Source organism: Brenneria rubrifaciens (assembly GCF_005484945.1).
Taxonomy (GTDB): domain Bacteria; phylum Pseudomonadota; class Gammaproteobacteria; order Enterobacterales; family Enterobacteriaceae; genus Brenneria; species Brenneria rubrifaciens.
The window spans coordinates 597,144-617,447 of record NZ_CP034035.1 but is presented as its reverse complement, the minus strand read 5'-3'; the positions used below and the strand labels follow the sequence as shown (position 1 = coordinate 617,447).

The following is a 20,304-nucleotide window of genomic DNA, read 5'->3' as shown; positions in this document are numbered from 1 at the left end:
CGCTTCCAACCGTTTTTCCCGCCTCACGCGCGACGGGCGCGTATTAACAGCGCAGTGACGCTATTGATGAAATGACGGAACAATTTTCATCACACTGACTGGAACCGGATGTTCGTTTTCTTACACGCAGAATGCCCCTGTCTATCCTCAAGACAGGTCATCACAATGCGAACTCCCTCCGTCACTCCACGCTTAACATTCAGCATCCTAATGCGGAGAATTCAAGGCGTTCGCCAGAGACGCTGTGGCAAGGCTGTAGCAGAAATAACATCTTGGCCGCCTGTCACTATTGAGCATTAAATCAGGGCCGCTTCTTTCAGTTCGCTCTTCAGATAAGCGTAATAGATTGGCGCGGCTATCACGCCTGAAATCCCGAAAGCGGCTTCAAACACCAGCATGGCCAGCAGAATTTCCCACGCGTTGGCTTTAATCCTGGTGCCGACGATCTGTGCGTTCAGGAAATATTCGAGCTTGTGGATCAACATCAGATAGACTAACGCCACCAGAGCGATCGGCAGGGAAAGAGATAACCCGGCAATAAAGACAATAGAGTTAGAGATCAAATTACCGATGACGGGCAATAAGCCAAACACAAACGTCAGTATCACCAGCGTTTTGGAAAACGGCAAATGAATGCCAAAACCCGGCAACACCCCCAGAATGAAAATCCCGGAGAGCACCGTATTGACCGCGGAAATTTTAACCTGAGCAAAAACGATGTTGCGGAATGATGCGGACAACAAAGCCACCCGCCGCATCAGCTCCGCTTTGAGCAAGGGTCTTTCTTCATCGTTATCAACATTATATAAAGAAATAATCGCACCCAGCACCATACCAATCAACATCGTGACGAAGCCATGCAGAAAACTTTTTCCCATGTTCTGCAAAATGGCGATGTGCTGCTGAACCCATTGCAGGAACTCCCTCTGTAGCTCTTCAACGCTGACCGGCAGGTATCCCGGTAGATAGAACATCACCTGCCGTTGGATCTCATTAAGGATATAGGCAATGCGCATGTTAAAGGCGGTGGTATCTTTCATTTCCTGCATCAGTAAGCCGACCAGACTCCCGAACAACAGGCTCAACAGGCTGACAACCAACGTACTGATAATCGCCACGACGATCCAACGTGCGCGTTTACCGCCGATCACCTTTTGAAAATAGGGCGTTAGCAGATTCACAATTTCGTAGACGAGAAAACCGGCAATGAAACACGTTAACAAGCGCAACGGCAGCAAAATCAGCAGGCTGCCCATAATAAAGAAAAAGCTCAGAAATCGGGCTTGTTTCAAATTCAGTAACTGCATAATGACGTCCTGTATTCGTAAGATAATGCTGAATAAACATCTGCCGCCCTTCTTCGTGAGTCTCTGGCCGGGGTAAGAAAACGATTTTTTCTAAAAAAACTGTTCAGACAACAAACGAACGGGGAAAGGGGTATTTTTAGCGTTTTACTCCAGAAACACCAGCGGGTTTTAACGTGAACTGATATCAATCCACCAGGCAAAACGTTTTGTCACCTTGACGGGCAGCGTGCGTACCAGCGCACCAAGCAGGCGATCGCGATCGTGCAGCGGGAATACGCCGGAGATCCGTAACGCGGCCACCCGCTCATTCACATGAAAATAGCCACGATGATAGCGGGACACTTCGTCGATCAACTGTGCCAGCGGCATGTTATCCGCCACCAGCACCCCTGAACGCCAACTCTGCCGGAAATTTTCGACGGGTATTGGCGCATCGCACCGTTCGCGCGTAAAGGAGACTTGCTGACCTGACATCACCCGCAGTGACGGCGTTGTGGTACGCAACACCGCTTCGCCGCTGAATACGGATAAAAAGCTCTGCGCAGGCGTGTAACGCAACGCGATTTGGCAGGGTTGCGGCACATCGATCTCGCCATGCGCCGTCTTCAGGCTGACCGGCTGTGCGGTTCGGTTCTCTAGCACCAACTCGCCCTGAACCAGTTTAAACACCCGCTGCCCGTTCCCGATGTCCTGCTGATTCAAGGCCGAATCCGTGTTCAGCCACACGGTCAAACCATTGGCGATCGTTAACGCGCGGGTTTCCCCCTTCCCGGTTCGATAATCGGCGGCATAGCTTTCCCACGGCAGGCTGAAACCGACGCCGCCAGTGATGCTGGCGAACACCAACAGTTTGAGCATGCGCCTGCGCTCGGCGCCGCGCTGGTTCAATACCGAAGAAACCAGTTGGCTATCGACCGCTTGAAAACGCGCATGAATCTGTTCCACCTGTCGCCACGCCAGACGATGAGTTTCATCACGTTCCAGCCACTGCCGCCAGCTCTGCCGATCAAATTCCGTGCAATCGTCATCGTAGAGTGTGGCGTACCACGCTGCCGCAGCATGAAAAACGTCTTTTGGGATATCGGATTTGACAGCGGAAATCATCGATTCTGACAAAGCAAGCAGTTGAGCATCGCCTGCGCCATATATTTTTTTACCATCCGCTCAGAAACCGCCAGACGCTCGGCGACCTGTCTGTAAGACAACCCGTCAAAGTGAACCCACAGAAACGCCTGACGAACCTTGACGGGCAACGTTGCCAACAGACGGTCAATCTCAAGCAAGGCGTCAATGGTCATTGCCTGCTGTTCGAGCGAGGGAGCAACGGCAGGCGCCTGCTCTGCCAATGCTTGCAGGTAGGCGTTTTCAATATCTTTACGCCGCCAGTGATTCACCACCAGACCGTGCGCTACCGTGGTCAACCAGGCGCGGGGTTCGCGGATATTTGCGGCCTGGTGCTGGCTGATAAGACGTAAAAAAGTGTCCTGCGCCAAATCAGCCGCCTGTTGTGAACAGCCCAAACGCCGGCACAACCACGACTGCAACCAGGAATGATGTTCATGATAAATCTGCTGAACCCGTAAAGACTCAGTCTGATTTACATCGGCAAACGCGGGACTATTCACGGGAGTGGCTCATTATGATAACAATGAAATGATTTTCATTATCGTTAATACTAAAGTCAATGACTATTCGCCGTGTCCGTCCTCTGTGGCGTGGGTTAACGATAAAAACAGGATTCCTGACACAGCCAGCGCGTCGACAGCCCCAGCAGGACGTCGCGCTGCTGTCTTGATGGCGGCCGATCGCTGACGATATAGTGGAAATCGGCAATAGTGCCATTCTGACACAGGGCCGGGCGGCCAAACTTGGCGCTGTCCACCACCAGCACCTTAACCATCGCCCCGGCCAACAGCGCCTGACGCGCCATCACCTCGTCATCGTTGAAATCGTAGAGTTCTCCCGCTTCCCCCATGCCCCCGACCGACACCACGCCGATTGACACCCGATAGCGGCTGAAAAACGCCAGGGCATCGCCGCCGATGATATCCAAATCCCGTTTGCGCACTTGCCCGCCGGCCACGGTCAATTCGCAACCGGGCAAACGGCTGAGCGGCTCCGCCGCATGCAGGTTATTGGTGAACACCGCCAACCGGGTGTCAGCAGGTAAGGCACGCGCCACCATTTCAACCGTGGTGCCTGTTCCCAGAAAACAGCTTTGATGCCCGCCAAGCAGCCCGGCAACGTGTTCACCAATCCAGCGTTTACCGCCGACATTGACAATTTCCCGCTGCTGATAACCAATATTCTCCCGCGCAAAAGGCGCCACCAGACCATGCCGGCGCAGCAACAGCCCCTGCTCGGTCAACGCCCGCACATCGCTGCGTACGGTCTGGAGCGATACGCCGAAATGTCCGGCCAGTTGCTCGATACTGCGTTCCCCTTGCTCCGTCACCATAGTGGTAATCGCGCGGCGGCGTGATTCCGGCGTCATCATTCTCTCCTTGTATTGATGCGATGAAGGAATGCTATAACGAAAACATTAAATTATTACTACGAAATTAACTGGTCATATTTTTGTCAGACTCCCCTGTTTTAATCATCAAAACGAAAACCAGGGGATACACAGCATGTGTAAAAAAATAACGCTCGCCACCTTGTTACTGACGATATTCGGCACTTCGGCCATGGCAAAAACCACACTGACGCTTTACACCAGCCAGCCCAATGAAGACGCTCAGATGACCGTCACCGCCTTTGAGCGGGCGCATCCAGATATCAAGGTCAATTGGATTCGTGACGGAACCACTAAACTCACTGCGCGGTTGCAGGCCGAGCTCGCCGCTGGCGGCAACTCGCCGGATGTGTTGCTGATCGCCGACAGCGTGACTATGGAGGCGTTCAAACAGCAAGATCTGTTAGCGCCGTACAAATCCCCTGAAGCCGCCCGGTACGATCCCTCACTCTATGAAGCCGGAGGCTATTACTACGGCACCAAGCTGATTACCACGGGGATCGCCTATCACCGTCAGGCGCCGGTTAAACCCGCTTCATGGCAGGATCTGCTTAAGCCGGAGCTGAAAAATATGACCGCCATGCCCAGCCCGCTCTATTCCGGCGCGGCCCTGATTCATCTGGCGACGCTGACCCACAATCCGCAGCTTGGTTGGGACTACTACCGGCAGTTAAAAGAGAACGGCGCCATGCCCCAGGGCGGTAATGGCGCGGTGGTGAGCGCCATTTCATCCGGCGGCAAAGCTTACGGCGTACTGGTGGACTTCATGGCTATTCGTGAAAAAGCCAAAGGCGCGCCGATTGAGTTTGTGTTTCCACAAGAGGGCGTGAGTATCGTAACGGAGCCGGTCGCCATGATGAAAAAAGCCAAGAATCCTGACGCCGCCAAAGCGTTTATTGATTTCATACTGTCAGAGCAGGGGCAACAGTTAGTGCTGAAGCAAGGCTATCTGCCAGCGCGGGCAGACCTGCCAGTGCCGGACGGTTTTCCCCCGCGCGACCACATCAAGTTGATGGCCTTTGACGCCAGCAAAGCGTTGGCCGAGGCCGAGCAGAATAAACAGCGCTTTAGTCAACTTTACGGAACCCACTAAGCCATGAAGGTTCTTGCCCTGCGTTATCCTTCCAGCGGCAATCCGCCAAGAGGATTACTCTGGCTGTTGCTGGCTCTGGTGACGTTACTCAGCCTGCTGCCTAGCCTGCGGTTGTTGATCTCGGCGCTGATTGACTGGCATCAGGGCAGCGGCAGCAGCCTGTGGCGGGTGCTGTCCAGCCAATCCACCTGGCGCGCACTGTATAACAGCTTCTACACCAGCGGTCTGGGGACCTTGCTCTCCCTGCTGCTGGGCAGTCTCTTCGCCTTCTGCCTGGCGTTGACCGATATCCGCGCCAAACAGATCTGGGTCTTTCTGTTTATGCTGCCGATGATGATCCCGCCGCAGGTTACCGCGCTGAGTTGGTTGCAACTGTTTGGCCCCAGCAGCATCCTGCTGAATAGTCTGGGGATAGCCCCCGCTTTCGGCAGCCACAACCCGCTTTACTCCGCCGAAGGGATTGCCCTGCTGCTCGGCATTCAGCACGCGCCGCTGGTATTTCTGGCTTTACGCACCCAGTTGCTTTGCCTGCCCAAAGAGCAGATCGAAGCCGCTCGTCTGAACGGCGCCTCACTGTGGCGGGCGTTCTGTGACATCGTCCTGCCGCTGTGCCGGCCCGCGCTGTGGGCAGGCGGCGCCATTACTTTTGTGTCGGCGCTGGGCAACTTCGGTATCCCCGCCATGCTGGGTATTCCCATTTCCTATTTTGTGCTGCCAACGCAGATTTATCAGACCATGGCCAGTTTCGGCCCCACGATGCTCAATCAGGTGGCGGCGCTGTCGGTACTGATGGGCGTGTTGGCCGTAGGGATTGTTATGTTGCAAGGGCGATTACAGCAACGCCACGCGTTGCCGCTTATCGGTATGGCCGGCCGGGCGCTGGCGTTTAGACTCGGCTCATGGCGTTGGTTAAGCGAACTGGTGCTGGGCGCTGTCCTGTTTATGATTCTGGTCACGCCCCTGCTGGCGTTAATCGCGACATCGCTGGTGCCGACGCTGGGCGTGCCGCTGAACGGCGATACGCTGACTTTCGCCGCCTACGGCGCCATGCTGGAAGGACAAAGCGCGACCTGGCGCGCACTGACGAACAGCATGCTGTTATCGGTTTCGGCGGCGCTGGCGCTGATGTTGCTGAGTTTGCCGCTGGGCTATCTGCTGGTGCGTTATCCCAGCCGCCCGCTACGCTGGCTGCACAACGCCATCGACATTCCCTACACGTTGCCCGGCGTGGTGCTGGCGATTGCTTTCATTCTGCTGTTCGCGCGCCCGCTTCCGATCGTGGAGATCACGCTGCACGGCACGCTGGCGATCATTTTCCTGGCTTATCTGGCCCGCTTTCTCACGGTCAGCCTCAAGCCGGTCCACAACGGCATGTTGCAGTTGGACCCGGCAATGGAAGAGGCGGCCAGCCTCGCGGGCGCCAACTTTTCACAACGGCTGCGCCATATCGTAATACCGTTGCTGGCGCCGGCAGCCTTCGCCGGCGCGCTGCTGGTATTTCTGACGGCGGTCAATGAGTTGACCGTCTCGGCCCTGCTGTGGAGCGTGGGCAACGAAACCCTCGGCGTCGTGATTTTCAATCTGGACGAGAGCGGTAACAAGGTGTTGGCCTCCGCGGTTTCCGTGATGGTGGTCGGGCTGATCGCGCTGGTCATGCTGTTGTTGAACGGCCTGGGCCGTTATCTTCCCAAAGGAGTTATCCCGTGGCAGAGCTGAAACTGGAGCGGATAAATAAACAGTTCGGCGAACAAGTCGTGGTGCGCGATCTAAGTCTAACCATTCCCCAGGGGGATTTCACCGCGCTGCTCGGTCCCAGCGGCTGCGGCAAAACCACGACCCTGCGCATTCTGGCCGGACTGGAACAACTTAGTCAGGGACGGCTGTTACTGGGCGACAGAATTCTGGCGGACCGACAACGCCATCTGCCGCCGGAAGAACGCAACATGGGCATGGTATTCCAATCCTATGCCCTGTGGCCGCATATGACGGTGGCGGAAAACGTGGGCTATCCGCTGAAGTTGAAGAAGGTCAACGGCGCTGCCCGACAAAAACGCGTTTTAGAAGCATTGGATGCCGTCGAACTCGGCGCCTGCGCCGACCGTTCTCCGCAGGCGCTCAGCGGCGGACAACGTCAACGCGTCGCGCTGGCGCGCTGTCTGGTATCCGAACCACAGGTGATGCTGCTGGATGAACCACTGGCCAATCTGGATCGCCACCTTCGCGCCACCATGGAACAGACCTTCCGTGATTTTCACCGACGCACTGGCGCCACCTTCATCTACGTCACCCACGATCAGGCCGAGGCAATGGCGCTGGCCAGTCATATCGCGGTAATGCATCAGGGGGAACTGATGCAATGGGGCTCCCCTCAGCAGTTGTACCAATATCCGCAGAACGCCTGGGTAGCGAGCTTTATTGGCAAGGGCAGCATATTAACATTGCCTGTGTTTACCGACGCCGAGCGGTTGGATGGCGCGCAACTGCATCACGGACTGGAACAGGCGCCCGACGCCCATCCGCCGCGTCAGCCAATCCTCATCCGTCCCGAACATGTGGAAGTCGCCGCCGATGGGCTGGTCGCGCAGGTGGAGAGCTGCATTTATCAAGGGGAGCGCTATCTGCTGCAACTGCGTCTGAAAGACGGTCAGCCGCTCACCGCTTATCACTACGCCCCGCTGAGCGAACGACAGCCAGTGGCGGTGCGGCTGCATCAAGGCTGGCGGCTGGCGGTCAGCCAGTGACCGCCCTAAACGCCGGACACCTCGAATGACCGGCGTTCACCGCCAGGCTTTCTTCTCTGCACTTTATATAACGGTCGGATTACCAGCGATAGCTGATATTCGCGCTGAGGTTGCGCCCTTCCCCGTAGTAACACCAGTAGTTACAGGCGCTGACGTACTCATGATTTGCCAGGTTGGTGGCATTGACCTGTAGTCGCCAGTCTTTGCTGAAATCATAGGCGATCATCGCGTCCCACAGCGTGTAGGCGGGCACTTTCATACTGGCGGTATTCGCAATATCGCCGTAGGAACTGCCGACATAGCGAATACCGCTGCCAACCGTTAATCCTTCCAGCGCGCCCTTGAAGGCATACGCCGCCCAACCGGAAACAATCTGCTCAGGCAAGCCGGGCAAACGTTTCCCTTTCTCTCCGACCGTACCGGACTTGGTGGTTTCCACTTCGTTATAGGTATAGTTGGCGGTCAGCGTCAGCCCAGAATACACTTCGCCGCTAAACTCCAACTCCACGCCGCGAGAGCGCGCCTCACCCGCCTGAATCGTCAGGCTTGGATTGGCCGGGTCGGTTGTCTTAACGTTTTTCTGATCCAGGTCAAACAGCGCAAGAGAGGCATAGCCATTGAATCCTTCCGGCGTATATTTCACCCCAACCTCCGTCTGCTGCCCTTCCTCGGGAACATAAGGACGATGATACCCATCACGCCCAGACACCGGCAGGAACGACTCGGAGTAACTGATATAGGGTGAGAGACCGTTATCAAATAGATACATTACCCCGGCGGTTTTGGTGAATTTCGAGTCATCCGTACGCGTATCCTCCCCGGATGTCAGGTTGCGATCGCGGGATTTCGCCACGTCGTAACGCCCTCCCAGCAGAAAGATGAGCCGCTCGTTATATTTAATCTGGTTCTGAAGGTAGTATCCCGTCTGATGGCGTCCCGAACGGTGATCGAACAGGTCGTTATTCCCCGGCGGCGTATAGTTGCCATACACCGGGTTGAAAATATCGATCGGCGACCCGAAGGAATAGAGATTCGCATCGCGGCTCTGGGTATTGGCGCGACGATAATCCATCCCTAACAGCAAGGTGTTTTCGATGTCGCCGAACTGCCACGCGCCGACCAGACGATTATCCGTCGCCCAGTTTTGCGCAAAGCCATCCCGGTAAGTCAGACCGCGGTTGGCCAGACGATCGCTGCCGTCCACCATCCCCAGCGCGTAGGCGCCGCGCAAATCCATATTCAGATAGGTGTAATTCAGGTTTTGATGAAACGTCCAGGTATCACTCACACGGTGCGTCAATTCATAGCCAAGATTAAACTGACGGGTATTATGGTGATTAATGCCGGGTTCGCCCAACGAGGTTTTATAACCGACTTTGCCATACGGCGTATTCTGTAACGTGCCATAGGGCAGTTTGAATCCGTTGGTCATACCGGACCGCGTATCCATATAGCTCGCCAGTACCGTCAGTTCCGTATCTTCCCCCAGAAAGGTCACGCTGGGCGCCAGATAGAAACGTTTGCTGTCGGCAAAATCCACTTCTCCGGACGTATCCCGCGCCAGCGCCACCACGCGATACAGCACGGTGCCGTCATCATTAAGCGGGCCTGCGCTATCAACCGCCAGGTGCCGATAATCGTCAGCGCCGTATTCCACTTCGATCTGTCCTTGCGGCAAACGCGTGGGGCGTTTTGTAATCACGTTGATCAACCCGCCCGGCGGATTTTGCCCGTAAAGTACCGAAGCCGGACCTTTCAGGACTTCAATACGTTCAACGCCAAACGGCTCCATCTGTTGTCCGTAAAAACCGTCTTCATTAAGCGTCGCTAATCCATTTTGAAAACGGGACTGATCGCTAAAGCCACGAATAGTAATCCATTCAGCCTTATTGTCCGGGCCGTAAGGCGTCGCCAGAATGCCGGCGCTATACCGCAACGCCTGATCGATCTTTTGCGCCCCTCGCGCCTGAATCTGCGACTCCGTCACCACCGAAACCGACCGCGGTGTTTCCGACAGGGGAACATCCAGCTTCAATGCCGTATTTGGCGGCGCCGTCACCACGATCTGCTCGTTTTTAAGCGGCGTCGACGCTGAAACAGGCACGGGCGCACCGCTAGCCTGCGGCGCCAGCGTTACGCCTCCATCGGCACTGTACTGCGCGGCCAGTCCACTGCCGTCAAGAATATGCAAAAACCCCTGTTGCACGCTGTAATTGCCTTGCAAGCCCGTACTGTTTTTGCCCGCCGCCAATGCCGGATCATAAGCCAGCAGCACGCCCGCCTGTTGCGCAAACTGGTTCAATACCTGGTTAAGCGGCCCGGCCGGTACAGCATAGGATTGAACGGTTGCCGCCGCCGCGTACACCGACATGACTGGCTGCGTCACGCCGAAAGCCGCCCCCAACACCGCAACTCGCAGGGCGCGGGCCAACACGTGAGTACGAAATCTCGCCATGCAATTATCCCCTTTATCTTGATGAATGATGTTTTTCAGAAGATATGCCAACTAAGCAGGCGGCAAGGGGAACCACAAATCGAAAAAAATTGAGAAACTTAAGTGAAATTTCCCTAATACAGCAGATCGGTCAACGAAACCGCCGGCAAGAAATAGCAGATCAACAAGCATGAAAAACAATAAACATACATAATAATAACTACATGCAATAAAAATTACTTAATAAACAAATATATCAAGAAGCATAAAACGCGATTCAGAGAAATAACACCTCGAAACATCCATCATTATTTTTCAAGCTAACCATCTCGTGAGCGCTGGAAATATCCATACTCTTTCTAACGTTAAGCGAAATAATGGCAGAAACGGGCACTCAAGGCGGAAAAACGTCATGAAAATATTATAAATTATCCGATCAATAATTCAGGTCGCAATATAGCGAGGAATTACCCGGTAATAACACACGATCGATTAGCATTGATATCATCGCCTCGCCGGGCGCGGCTTGCGCCCTATTCAAGAAGCCAGGTTCGTCGTGGAATCCGGCGATTCCTGATTCAGGATCAGCAATGACATTACGCGGTTTTCGACATTCAATTTGGAAAAAGACAACGTACTCAGTTGAGTATTGGTAAAGCCATCAGACAGCAAATCCGATACGACACGCGTACTTATCGCATCAGAATTCGTCATAAAATCCTGATAAGCAAATTTCACGTTAATTGGGAGAACGTCATCAATAGAAACCGATGCATTATTTTCAGAACGCAGTCCAAAGCGTGCATTAAATGCTGAATTGGCACACACCACCTTACACTTTTCATCAATGACAGCCACAGCACGCCGATCGTTCTCAACAGGTTGGCTTAGTATGCCGATGATCTCATTTTTGCCAAATATCAGACTCATCATTTCCTCTGCTTCATGCTATATAGTAGTTATCGTTCAGCAATGCGGAATCAATGCTCGCCCACGGCACATTATTGATAAGCACCACGCTCACCGTAACCTGCGGGGCATCCAGCACGCTGAAGGTATCTAATACCGTTTAATTTTAAAACCCGGATTTTCTGAATAAGATAACAGTCAGCCTTTTCATCTGTCTGACGCGGTAAACTGTTTATACGCTCCAAGGTGCGGAAAACGTTACCGCACGACCGTCTTCCTTGTTCATAGATTATCCCCGTCTATTTTCCCGTTGATAATCAGAAATATCTATTTCATTAACCGCTTACACCAACATAACATTTAATACAAAAATGCAACACCCCAACTCAGTGATGTAGTCAACTACCTGAGTTTGATAAGAATATACTCTGAACTATTTGTCACTATCGGCTGAATAAAGGGGATCTTTATGGTTTTTGATCGCATATGGCGATCAAAAAACAAATAACAATAGGCTTAACCTATTGAAAACAATATATTGATCGTTTTGAACCCCATTAACAGATAATGTGTTCCTCTGATTTCTAAATTGTGACATTTATCACTTGTCGTTAGCAGGTTCGACGCACTAAAGTGATTTTTTTTGAGCAATTTAAAGATCATTTAATTAACAACTCACTACTTTCCCTACATTGCGTGATCTATTACGCAAAAAAGAAACAAACCTGACCTGATAACCACAGTTAACTATTTATTGACATATCCTTAACATGTTTAAGGAGAAGCCTTTATGACCCAACATAATAAACACACAATACCCGCTGCAATCGCGGAAAATGCCCTGATAAATGCCGCTCAATATAAAAAAATGTATCAGCAATCCATTGACGATCCTGCCGCATTTTGGGGGGAACAGGGAAAAATCGTTGAATGGATAAAGTGTTACCAGCAGGTAAAGAATACATCTTTCGATCCCGGCCATATCCGTATTCGCTGGTTTGAAGACGGCACATTGAATGTAGCCGCCAATTGTCTGGATCGCCACCTTGCCGATCGCGGCGATCAAACGGCGATCCTCTGGGAAGGCGATGACGCGAAAGAAAGTCAAAAGCTCACCTACCGGGAACTGCACCAGTCTGTTTGCCGCTTTGCCAATGTCCTGAAGTCTCAGGGCGTCAAAAAAGGCGATGTGGTCGCCATCTACATGCCGATGGTGCCGGAAGCCGCCATCGCAATGCTGGCCTGCACGCGCATTGGCGCTATCCACTCGGTCATTTTTGGCGGTTTTTCGCCCGAAGCGATCGCCGGGCGCATCATCGACTCCAGCGCCAGACTGGTGATCACCGCGGATGAAGGCATCCGCGCCGGGCGCGTTATCCCGCTTAAGAAAAATATTGATGAAGCGCTGAAAAATCCTCGCGTCAACACCATCACCAAGGTCATCGTTTTCCGTCGCACCGGAACATCAGGGGAGTGGGCAGCGGGCCGCGATCTCTGGTGGCACGATCTCATCGGGAAAGCCGACGATCATTGTTTACCGGAAGAGATGAACGCCGAGGACCCGCTGTTTATTCTTTATACCTCCGGCTCGACCGGCAAACCCAAAGGAGTACTGCATACCACCGGCGGCTATCTGGTTTATGCCGCCCTGACGTTCAAATACGTCTTTGATTACCATCCCGGCGATGTCTACTGGTGTACGGCGGATGTCGGCTGGGTGACCGGCCACAGCTATCTGCTGTACGGTCCCCTGGCCTGCGGCGCAATTACGCTGATGTTTGAAGGCGTTCCCAACTGGCCGGACGCCCGCCGCATGGCGCAGGTGATCGACAAACATCAGGTTAATATTCTCTATACCGCGCCAACGGCCATCCGCGCGCTGATGGCGGAGGGCGACAAGGCGATTGGGGGCACCTCGCGCGAATCGCTGAAGATCATGGGTTCCGTCGGCGAACCGATTAACCCGGAAGCCTGGGAGTGGTACTTCAACAAGATCGGTAACGGGAAATGCCCGATCGTCGATACCTGGTGGCAGACAGAAACCGGGGGGATAATGATCACTCCCCTGCCCGGCGCGATCGAAGCCAAAGCCGGTTCCGCGACGCGTCCTTTCTTCGGCGTTCAGCCCGCGCTGGTGGATAATCTCGGCACCCCGCAAGAGGGCGTCTGCGAAGGCAATCTGGTGATCACCGATTCCTGGCCCGGACAGGCGCGCACCCTGTTCGGCGATCACGATCGTTTCGAGCAAACCTATTTCTCGACCTTCAAGGGGATGTACTTCAGCGGCGACGGCGCACGCCGGGACGAAGATGGCGACTACTGGATCACCGGCCGCGTTGATGATGTGCTCAACGTTTCCGGCCACCGTCTCGGCACGGCGGAAATCGAGTCCGCGCTGGTCGCTCACCCGAAAATCGCCGAAGCCGCGGTGGTCGGTATTCCGCACAACATGAAGGGCCAGGCGATCTATGCCTATATCACGCTGAACCACGGCGAAGCGCCTTCCAGCGAGCTCTACGCCGAAGTCCGTGACTGGGTTCGCAAAGAGATTGGCCCGATCGCCACACCCGACATTCTCCACTGGACCGACGCATTGCCAAAAACCCGATCCGGCAAAATTATGCGCCGCATTCTGCGCAAAATCGCGGCGGGCGACACCAGCAATCTGGGGGATACCTCCACGTTGGCCGATCCTGGCGTCGTCGAAAAGTTGCTGGAGGAAAAGCAGGTCATGAGCACGTCATCATCATGACCATCAAACCCACGATCGTTCGACTCACTGCTCACCTCCCGCGATGATCGTGGTTCCGAGGCGGGACATCGCCCCGTGTCGTCTCTCAGACACTAAATAAGCCGATTCAGCAGCAGACAGCCGATCAGACCGCAAACCGCAATAATGGTTTCCAGCACCGACCACGACTTCAGCGTTTCAACGATGGTCAGATTAAAATACTCTTTAAATAGCCAAAAACCGGGATCGTTGACATGAGAGAAGATCACGCTGCCGGAACCCACGGCCAGCACCATCAGTTCAGGGCTCACGCCGGTGATGGTCAGCAGCGGCGCGACAATCCCGCCGGCGGTCATCGCCGCCACGGTTGCCGACCCCAACGCCAGACGCAGCGCGGCGGCAATCGCCCATCCCATTAACAGCGGCGACAGCGTGCTGCCCGCCATCAGCGTCTCGATATATTTCGCCACCCCGCCATCGACCAGAATCTGTTTAAAAGCGCCGCCGCCGCCGATGATCATCAACATCATGGCGATAATCTTGATCGAATCGCCGATGGTATCCATCACCTGCTCCATCTTGCGGCCGCGGTTAAGACCGAAGGTAAAGATGGCGACCAATACGGCAATCATGGTCGCCATCACCGGATCGCCTAGAAATTCGGCGTAAGACAGCAACGCGTGACCTTTGGGCAACGTCATTTCAGCAATGGCGCGGCCCGCCATCAGAATAACCGGGATCAGGGTAGTGACCACGCTAATGCCGAAGCCTGGCATTTCGCTGTCGGTAAAGACTTTCGGGTTGTGCAATCCTTCCAGGATCGGCTTATCAATCCCCCGCAGGAAGCGGGCATAAACCGGACCGGCCAGAATCACCGTCGGGATAGCGATTATTGTGCCGAACAACAGGGTTTTGCCCATGTCGGCTTTAAAAAGAATACTGATGGCGGTCGGGCCGGGGTGCGGCGGCAGCAAGGCATGAGTGACCGACAGGGCCGCCGCCATTGGCACGCCGATAAATAACAGCGGAATACGCGCGGCGGCGGCAATAGTGAAGACCAGCGGCAATAACAGCACGAAGCCGACTTCATAGAACAAGGCGAAACCCACCACAAATCCGGTCGAGAGCACAGCCCATTGGATGCGTTCCTTACCGAACTTATCGATAAGCGTGGTAGCGATTCGTTGCGCGCCGCCGCAATCAGCCAGTAATTTGCCCAACATGGCGCCGAACCCCATAATCAGGGCCAGACTGCCCAATGTGCCGCCGACTCCGTTTTTGATCGACGTAATTACCCCATTGACGTTGAAGGCGCCCTGAGTGGTATAACCGAGGGCAAGCCCGACCAACAGTGAAACCAGTATCAGTGAAATGAAACCGTTCAGCTTGCAACGGATCATCAGTAGCAGCAGCAGGGCTACGCCAATCGCTACAATGATTAATGGCATAATAGTTCTCCGATATCGGTATCGAGTAGGATAAGCAGATACAAAATCGAGTCTTTGTCATAACGATGGCGACGTGTTTTTATGGCTCAACGCAATGCGCCGTGAAAAAACATTTCCGATATTTTATCTGCAATAACCATGATGATTGCTCTCATTTCTCTTTGTGATACTTATCACATCGTTGTTTGTTACCGGTATCATGATACCGGTAACGTGATAAAATAAGGAATGGTCAAAAGGCTTAAATATTTATTCTGGGATAGCGATCAAACTTATGGCGGGACAAAGCATCATCATCATGGGCGTGTCTGGATGCGGTAAATCCAGCGTGGGTGCGGCCATTGCCAACGCATTGGGCGCGAAATTCATAGACGGGGACGATCTGCATCCACGGGCCAATATTCAAAAAATGGCCGTCGGGCATCCATTAGACGACGATGATCGCGCACCGTGGCTCGAACGCCTGAATGATGCGGCCTATAGTCTACGCCACAAAAACGAAGTCGGCCTGATCGTCTGTTCCGCGTTAAAACGCCGCTACCGCGATCGTCTGCGCGAAGGCAATCCTGAAATGATTTTTCTGTATATGAAAGGCGATTTTGAGGTAATTCTGGCGCGTCTGAACGCGCGCGCCGGTCATTATATGCCAACCAGCCTGCTGAAAAGTCAGTTTGAAGCCCTGGAAGAACCGGCGGCGGATGAAACCGACGTATTCTCCATCGATATCAGCGGCAGTTTCGATCAGGTCGTCGACCGGGGCGTCGCGGCCTTACGCGGCGCAGGGGTGATATCCCGCCGATAACGCGTTCAAGTACTTCCGCCGTGCAAGAGGATAAACCCCAAATCAAGCCGCCGGGGAGTCACTGTTTCCCCCCGCAAGCGGGCAAGGAGCCGTTCCGCGGCAACCTGCCCCATTTTCTCCCGCGGGGTCAACACGCTGGTCAGTTTCGGCACCATCGACTGGCCGATATCGTGCCCATGAAAACCGGCAATGCCCATATCTTCAGGTATACGCAGCCCCTGGCGTTGACACTCAAAGACGGCGCCGATGGCGATATCGTCGTTGGTGCAGAACAGGCTGTCGGTGTCCGGGTAACACTCAAGCGCCTCCTTCATCAATTCACCGCCCAGGCTGTAGTAAGACGAACGTTTCGTACAGACGCTATGGGGGGTCAAACCGCGATCGCGCATAGCCTGCTCATATCCCTGCATTTTAATCACGGTACGCTCATCCTGCCGGGCGCCAAGATAAACCGGATGGGAATACCCAGACTCAAGTAGGGTTTTGGTCATCTGATAAGCCGCATCATGGTTATTGAACCCGACGGCCAGATCGATACACGGCGACTCGCTGTCCATAATTTCAATCACCGGGATACCCGCCACCTCAATCATTTTCTGCGTTCGTTTGGTGTGGGAACGTTCGGAAAGAATCAGTCCGTCGATATTGTAAGAGAGCAAAGACATCAGGCGCATCTCTTCACGTTCGACGTGATAGCCGTAGTGTGCGATCATGGTCTGATAGCCATGAGAGTCGGTAACGCTTTCAATACCGCGCAACACTTCAGCAAACACCTGATTGGTGAGTGAAGGCAACAAAACGCCAATCGCCCGGCTGGTGGCGTTGGATAAGATTTCAGGCGCCCGGTTGGGAATGTAGCCAAGTTCATCCAGCGCCGCCGCTATCTTGCTGCGCAAGCCTTCTGAAACCCTAAGCGGATCACGCAGATAACGGCTAATGGTCATTTTCGTGACGCCGACTTGGTTGGCCACATCCTGTAACCCAGGTCTTTTCTTCTTCATTTTCAATTAATTAAAAATTCTTTGGCGGGTGGCTTAGTGTAACAAAGAAAACCAGCCCTGTCTGTGACGCGGGCGAACCGGCGAAACCCGCCAATCGCGTTTGTTGAGCAAACGCTACGGCGCTCAGTCGCTCGCCGCGTCGCCGGCGAAAACAGATCCCCGCCGATGCGAGGACCACGGGAAACCCCTTGATTTTTGCGGCGGCGACTACACTTTATTTTCATCCAGATAGCGACGTCGGCAGGAGAATATGCCCCAACAACTCCGGTATTTTTCGTTGAAAGTGCTCACCATCAACACACACAAAGGCTTCACGGCGTTTAATCGCCGCTTCATTTTGCCTGAGCTGCGTGACGCGGTACGCACCGTCGGCGCGGATATCGTCTGCTTACAGGAAGTGATGGGCGCCCATGAAGTTCACCCGCTGCATGTAGAAAACTGGCCGGACACCACGCATTACGAATTCCTCGCCGATACCATGTGGAGCGATTACGCCTACGGGCGCAACGCGGTCTATCCCGAAGGCCATCACGGTAATGCGGTGTTATCGCGTTTCCCCATTGAGTATTATGAAAATCACGACGTCTCGGTGGGCGAAAGCGAGAAGCGCGGATTGCTGTATTGCCGGATTACGCCGCCGAAGCTGGCTTTTCCCATTCATGTGGCCTCGGCGCATCTTGGTCTGCGGGAAACGCATCGCCGAGCACAGCTAACGATGATAGCGAAATGGGCCAATTCACTGCCCGATGGCGAACCGGTGATCGTGGCGGGCGATTTCAATGACTGGCATCAGCGCGCCAACCCTATTTTGCAAGCCGAGGCCGGACTTGAGGAGATCTTCACCCGCACCCGCGGCAGACCCGCGCGCACCTTCCCGGCGGGCTTTCCCCTGCTGCGCCTCGATCGGATTTATGTGAAAAACGCCCACGCCAGCAGCCCGACCGCACTGGCTTTGCGCCGTTGGCGTCATCTGTCCGACCATGCCCCTTTAAGTGCAGAGATATACTTATGAAATGTTCATGGCGAGAAGGAAACCGAATCACGCTACTGGAAAATGGCGACCATTTTTACCCGGCGGTGTTTGACGCCATCGACAATGCACAAAGCAAAGTGATCCTTGAAACGTTTATCTGGTTTGAAGATAACGTCGGCCGTCGGCTTCATGACGTGGTATTGCGAGCTGCTCAACGCGGCGTGAAGGTAGACGTTTTACTCGACGGCTACGGTTCGCCGAATTTAAGCGAGGCATTCGTCAATGCGCTCACCGCTGCCGGCGTGGTGTTCCGTTATTACGATCCGCGCCCTCCTCTGTTCGGGATGCGCACCAATGTATTCCGCCGGATGCACCGCAAAATCGTGGTGGTGGATGATACGGCGGCGTTTGTCGGCGGGATTAACTATTCCGACGAACATATGACCGACTACGGCCCGCAAGCCAAGCAGGATTACGCCGTACAAGTTGAAGGGCCGGTGGTGCAGGACATTCTGCTGTTTGAACTGGAAAATCTGCCCGGCCAGGCCGCCGCGCGCCGCTGGTGGAAGCGCCGCCATCGCCCGGAAGACAACCTGAAGCCAGGCGAAGCGCAGGCGTTGTTCGTCTGGCGCGACAATGAAGAACATCGCGATGATATTGAGCGCCACTATCTGCGAATGCTGGCTAACGCCAAACGCGAGGTGATTATCGCCAACGCCTATTTCTTCCCCGGCTATCGCCTGCTGCACGCCATGCGCAATGCGGCGCGGCGCGGCGTGCGGGTGAAGCTCATCGTACAGGGCGAGCCAGATATACCGATCGTAAAGGCCGGCACGCGTCTGCTTTACAACTATCTGGTGCAAGGCGGCGTACAGATTTATGAATATCGCCGCCGCCCGCTGCACGGCAAAGTGGCGCTGATGGACGATCACTGGGCGACGGTCGGCTCCAGCAATCTCGATCCGCTCAGCCTGTCGCTCAATCTGGAAGCCAACCTCATCATTCACGATCGTGCCTTTAACCAGACGCTGCGCGACAATCTCAGCAAGATTATCGTCAACGACTGCGTGCGCGTGGATGAATCGATGGCGCCGAAACGTACCTGGTGGAACCTGACCAAAAGTGTGCTGGTGTTCCACTTTCTGCGCCATTTCCCGGCATTAGTCGGCTGGTTGCCCGCCCATACGCCGACGCTATCGCAGGTGCCGGCCCCGGTGCAGCCGGAGATGGAAACCCAGGATCGGGTCGAAGCGGAAAACAGCGGAGTGAAGCCCTGATGTCAAAATCCCATCCGCGCTGGCGTCTGGCAAAAAAAATCCTTAACGGCCTTTTCTTTATCGCCGTCGCCGTCCTTCTGGTTGTTTATGCGCAAAAAGTCGACTGGGAAGCGGTATGGAAGGTCATTCGCGACTATAACCGCACGGCGCTGTTGAGCGCCGTAGGTCTGGTAATGCTGAGCTATTTAATTTATGGCTGCTACGATCTGCTCGGCCGCGTCTATTGCGGGCATAAGCTGGCGAAGCGCCAGGTGATGCTGGTGTCATTTATTTGTTATGCCTTTAATTTAACGCTCAGTACCTGGGTTGGCGGCATCGGCATGCGCTACCGGCTCTATTCCCGGCTGGGGCTGTCCGGCGGCGATATCACGCGTATCTTCTCACTGAGCATCGCCACCAACTGGCTGGGGTATATCTTGCTCGGCGGCGTGATTTTTACCGCGGGCATCGTGCGATTGCCCGAACACTGGTATATCGGCCCGGAGGCGTTGCGCATTTTAGGCATCGCGTTGCTGCTGGTTATTGCAGTCTATCTGTGGGCCTGCGCCAAACGGCGCCGTATGACGATCAAAGGACGAAAGCTGGCGCTGCCGTCGTGGAAATTCGCGCTGGCGCAATTGGCGCTTTCCAGCCTCAACTGGATGGTGATGGGGGCGATTATCTGGTTGCTGATGGGGGAAGCCGTGGGCTACTTCTTTTTGCTCGGCGTCCTGCTAATAAGCAGCATTGCCGGGGTTATCGTTCATATTCCCGCGGGCATCGGCGTGCTGGAGGCGGTGTTTATTGCACTGTTGGCAGGCGAACCGGTTTCTCGCGGCACGATTATCGCCGCCCTGCTCGCTTATCGCACGCTCTACTACTTCCTGCCGCTGTGCCTGGCGACGATTGGCTATCTGATACTGGAGAGTCGGGCGAAGAAACTGCGGACCAGGCAGGCGCGCGGAAGGGAAATGCCAAAACCGCGACCAAAAACCACAATGTGATGGGAGTCATGAGGCTGCGCCTGCCGGGTTCGTCATTTGTCTATCCCGATATTCCGCTACGCCACGCCTTGACCGAGGACACCGCGCGTC

At 54.5% G+C, this 20,304-nt stretch carries 16 protein-coding genes; 8 read left to right on the top strand and 8 right to left on the bottom strand.

All coding sequences use genetic code 11. The features are described 5' to 3' along the window. Window positions 1–296 precede the first annotated feature (296 nt). The 4 genes from EH207_RS02925 to EH207_RS02910 all read right to left on the bottom strand — a co-directional run bounded on the left by EH207_RS02925 (window position 297) and on the right by EH207_RS02910 (window position 3,804). Window positions 297–1,307 carry an AI-2E family transporter gene (locus EH207_RS02925; RefSeq protein WP_137712657.1) on the bottom strand — a complete coding sequence of 337 codons (1,011 nt, stop codon included), beginning with the start codon at window positions 1,305–1,307 and terminating at the stop codon, window positions 297–299. A 168-nt stretch (window positions 1,308–1,475) separates the two neighbouring features. Further along, window positions 1,476–2,411, bottom strand: a complete 936-nt coding sequence (locus EH207_RS02920; protein ID WP_137712656.1) for a DUF4880 domain-containing protein — start codon at window positions 2,409–2,411, stop codon at window positions 1,476–1,478. Further along, a complete protein-coding gene (locus tag EH207_RS02915) occupies window positions 2,408–2,932 on the bottom strand; it encodes a sigma-70 family RNA polymerase sigma factor (protein ID WP_137712655.1) in 525 nt (174 codons plus the stop codon). The genes EH207_RS02920 and EH207_RS02915 overlap by 4 nt, the downstream gene beginning before the upstream one ends. Window positions 2,933–3,027: 95 nt before the next feature. Beyond that, complete coding sequence (locus EH207_RS02910) at window positions 3,028–3,804, bottom strand: DeoR/GlpR family DNA-binding transcription regulator (protein ID WP_217496114.1); 777 nt, start codon at window positions 3,802–3,804, stop codon at window positions 3,028–3,030. A 133-nt stretch (window positions 3,805–3,937) separates the two neighbouring features. On the opposite strand from EH207_RS02910, the gene EH207_RS02905 reads away from it, so the two are divergent. From EH207_RS02905 to EH207_RS02895, 3 genes are read left to right on the top strand one after another with little or no spacing between them, the layout of a single operon-like run. Next, on the top strand, window positions 3,938–4,915 hold the full coding sequence (locus EH207_RS02905) for an ABC transporter substrate-binding protein (RefSeq protein WP_137712654.1): 978 nt from the start codon (window positions 3,938–3,940) through the stop codon (window positions 4,913–4,915). 3 nt (window positions 4,916–4,918) lie between these two features. Next, window positions 4,919–6,631 (top strand): ABC transporter permease, encoded by a 1,713-nt coding sequence (locus tag EH207_RS02900; RefSeq protein WP_137712653.1) that lies wholly within the window; start codon window positions 4,919–4,921, stop codon window positions 6,629–6,631. Continuing rightward, a complete protein-coding gene (locus EH207_RS02895) occupies window positions 6,619–7,656 on the top strand; it encodes an ABC transporter ATP-binding protein (RefSeq protein ID WP_137712652.1) in 1,038 nt (345 codons plus the stop codon). Before EH207_RS02900 ends, EH207_RS02895 begins: the two co-directional genes overlap by 13 nt. Window positions 7,657–7,735: 79 nt before the next feature. Here the strand turns inward: EH207_RS02895 and EH207_RS02890 are convergent, their stop codons facing one another. Then, window positions 7,736–10,111, bottom strand: a complete 2,376-nt coding sequence (locus EH207_RS02890; RefSeq protein ID WP_137712651.1) for a TonB-dependent siderophore receptor — start codon at window positions 10,109–10,111, stop codon at window positions 7,736–7,738. Between the two features lie 516 nt (window positions 10,112–10,627). Next, window positions 10,628–11,020, bottom strand: coding sequence for a transcriptional regulator (locus EH207_RS02885; protein WP_137715242.1), 393 nt, complete (start codon window positions 11,018–11,020; stop codon window positions 10,628–10,630). Between the two features lie 769 nt (window positions 11,021–11,789). Here EH207_RS02885 and acs point away from each other — a divergent pair. Further along, entirely contained in the window at window positions 11,790–13,751 is a 1,962-nt protein-coding gene (acs, locus tag EH207_RS02880) for an acetate--CoA ligase (protein ID WP_137712650.1), read from the top strand. Between the two features lie 92 nt (window positions 13,752–13,843). Here the strand turns inward: acs and gntT are convergent, their stop codons facing one another. Continuing rightward, window positions 13,844–15,178, bottom strand: coding sequence for a gluconate transporter (gene gntT / locus EH207_RS02875; protein ID WP_137712649.1), 1,335 nt, complete (start codon window positions 15,176–15,178; stop codon window positions 13,844–13,846). A 274-nt stretch (window positions 15,179–15,452) separates the two neighbouring features. Here gntT and EH207_RS02870 point away from each other — a divergent pair, with 274 nt between their 5' ends. Continuing rightward, the gene (locus EH207_RS02870) at window positions 15,453–15,980 is read left to right on the top strand and encodes a gluconokinase (protein WP_137712648.1); all 528 of its coding nucleotides are present in this window, start codon (window positions 15,453–15,455) and stop codon (window positions 15,978–15,980) included. 5 nt (window positions 15,981–15,985) lie between these two features. On the opposite strand, the gene gntR is transcribed toward EH207_RS02870, so the two are convergent. Further along, window positions 15,986–16,981 carry a gluconate operon transcriptional repressor GntR gene (gene gntR / locus EH207_RS02865; RefSeq protein WP_137712647.1) on the bottom strand — a complete coding sequence of 332 codons (996 nt, stop codon included), beginning with the start codon at window positions 16,979–16,981 and terminating at the stop codon, window positions 15,986–15,988. A 250-nt stretch (window positions 16,982–17,231) separates the two neighbouring features. Here gntR and EH207_RS02860 point away from each other — a divergent pair, with 250 nt between their 5' ends. Genes EH207_RS02860 through EH207_RS02850 form a run of 3 tightly spaced genes read left to right on the top strand, consistent with a single transcriptional unit; the run spans window position 17,232 to window position 20,214 of the window. Continuing rightward, a complete protein-coding gene (locus EH207_RS02860) occupies window positions 17,232–17,993 on the top strand; it encodes an endonuclease/exonuclease/phosphatase family protein (protein WP_137712646.1) in 762 nt (253 codons plus the stop codon). Then, window positions 17,990–19,231 carry a cardiolipin synthase ClsB gene (clsB, locus tag EH207_RS02855; protein WP_137712645.1) on the top strand — a complete coding sequence of 414 codons (1,242 nt, stop codon included), beginning with the start codon at window positions 17,990–17,992 and terminating at the stop codon, window positions 19,229–19,231. Before EH207_RS02860 ends, clsB begins: the two co-directional genes overlap by 4 nt. Continuing rightward, window positions 19,231–20,214 (top strand): lysylphosphatidylglycerol synthase domain-containing protein, encoded by a 984-nt coding sequence (locus EH207_RS02850; RefSeq protein ID WP_137712644.1) that lies wholly within the window; start codon window positions 19,231–19,233, stop codon window positions 20,212–20,214. The genes clsB and EH207_RS02850 overlap by 1 nt, the downstream gene beginning before the upstream one ends. The last annotated feature ends 90 nt before the right edge of the window (window positions 20,215–20,304 follow it).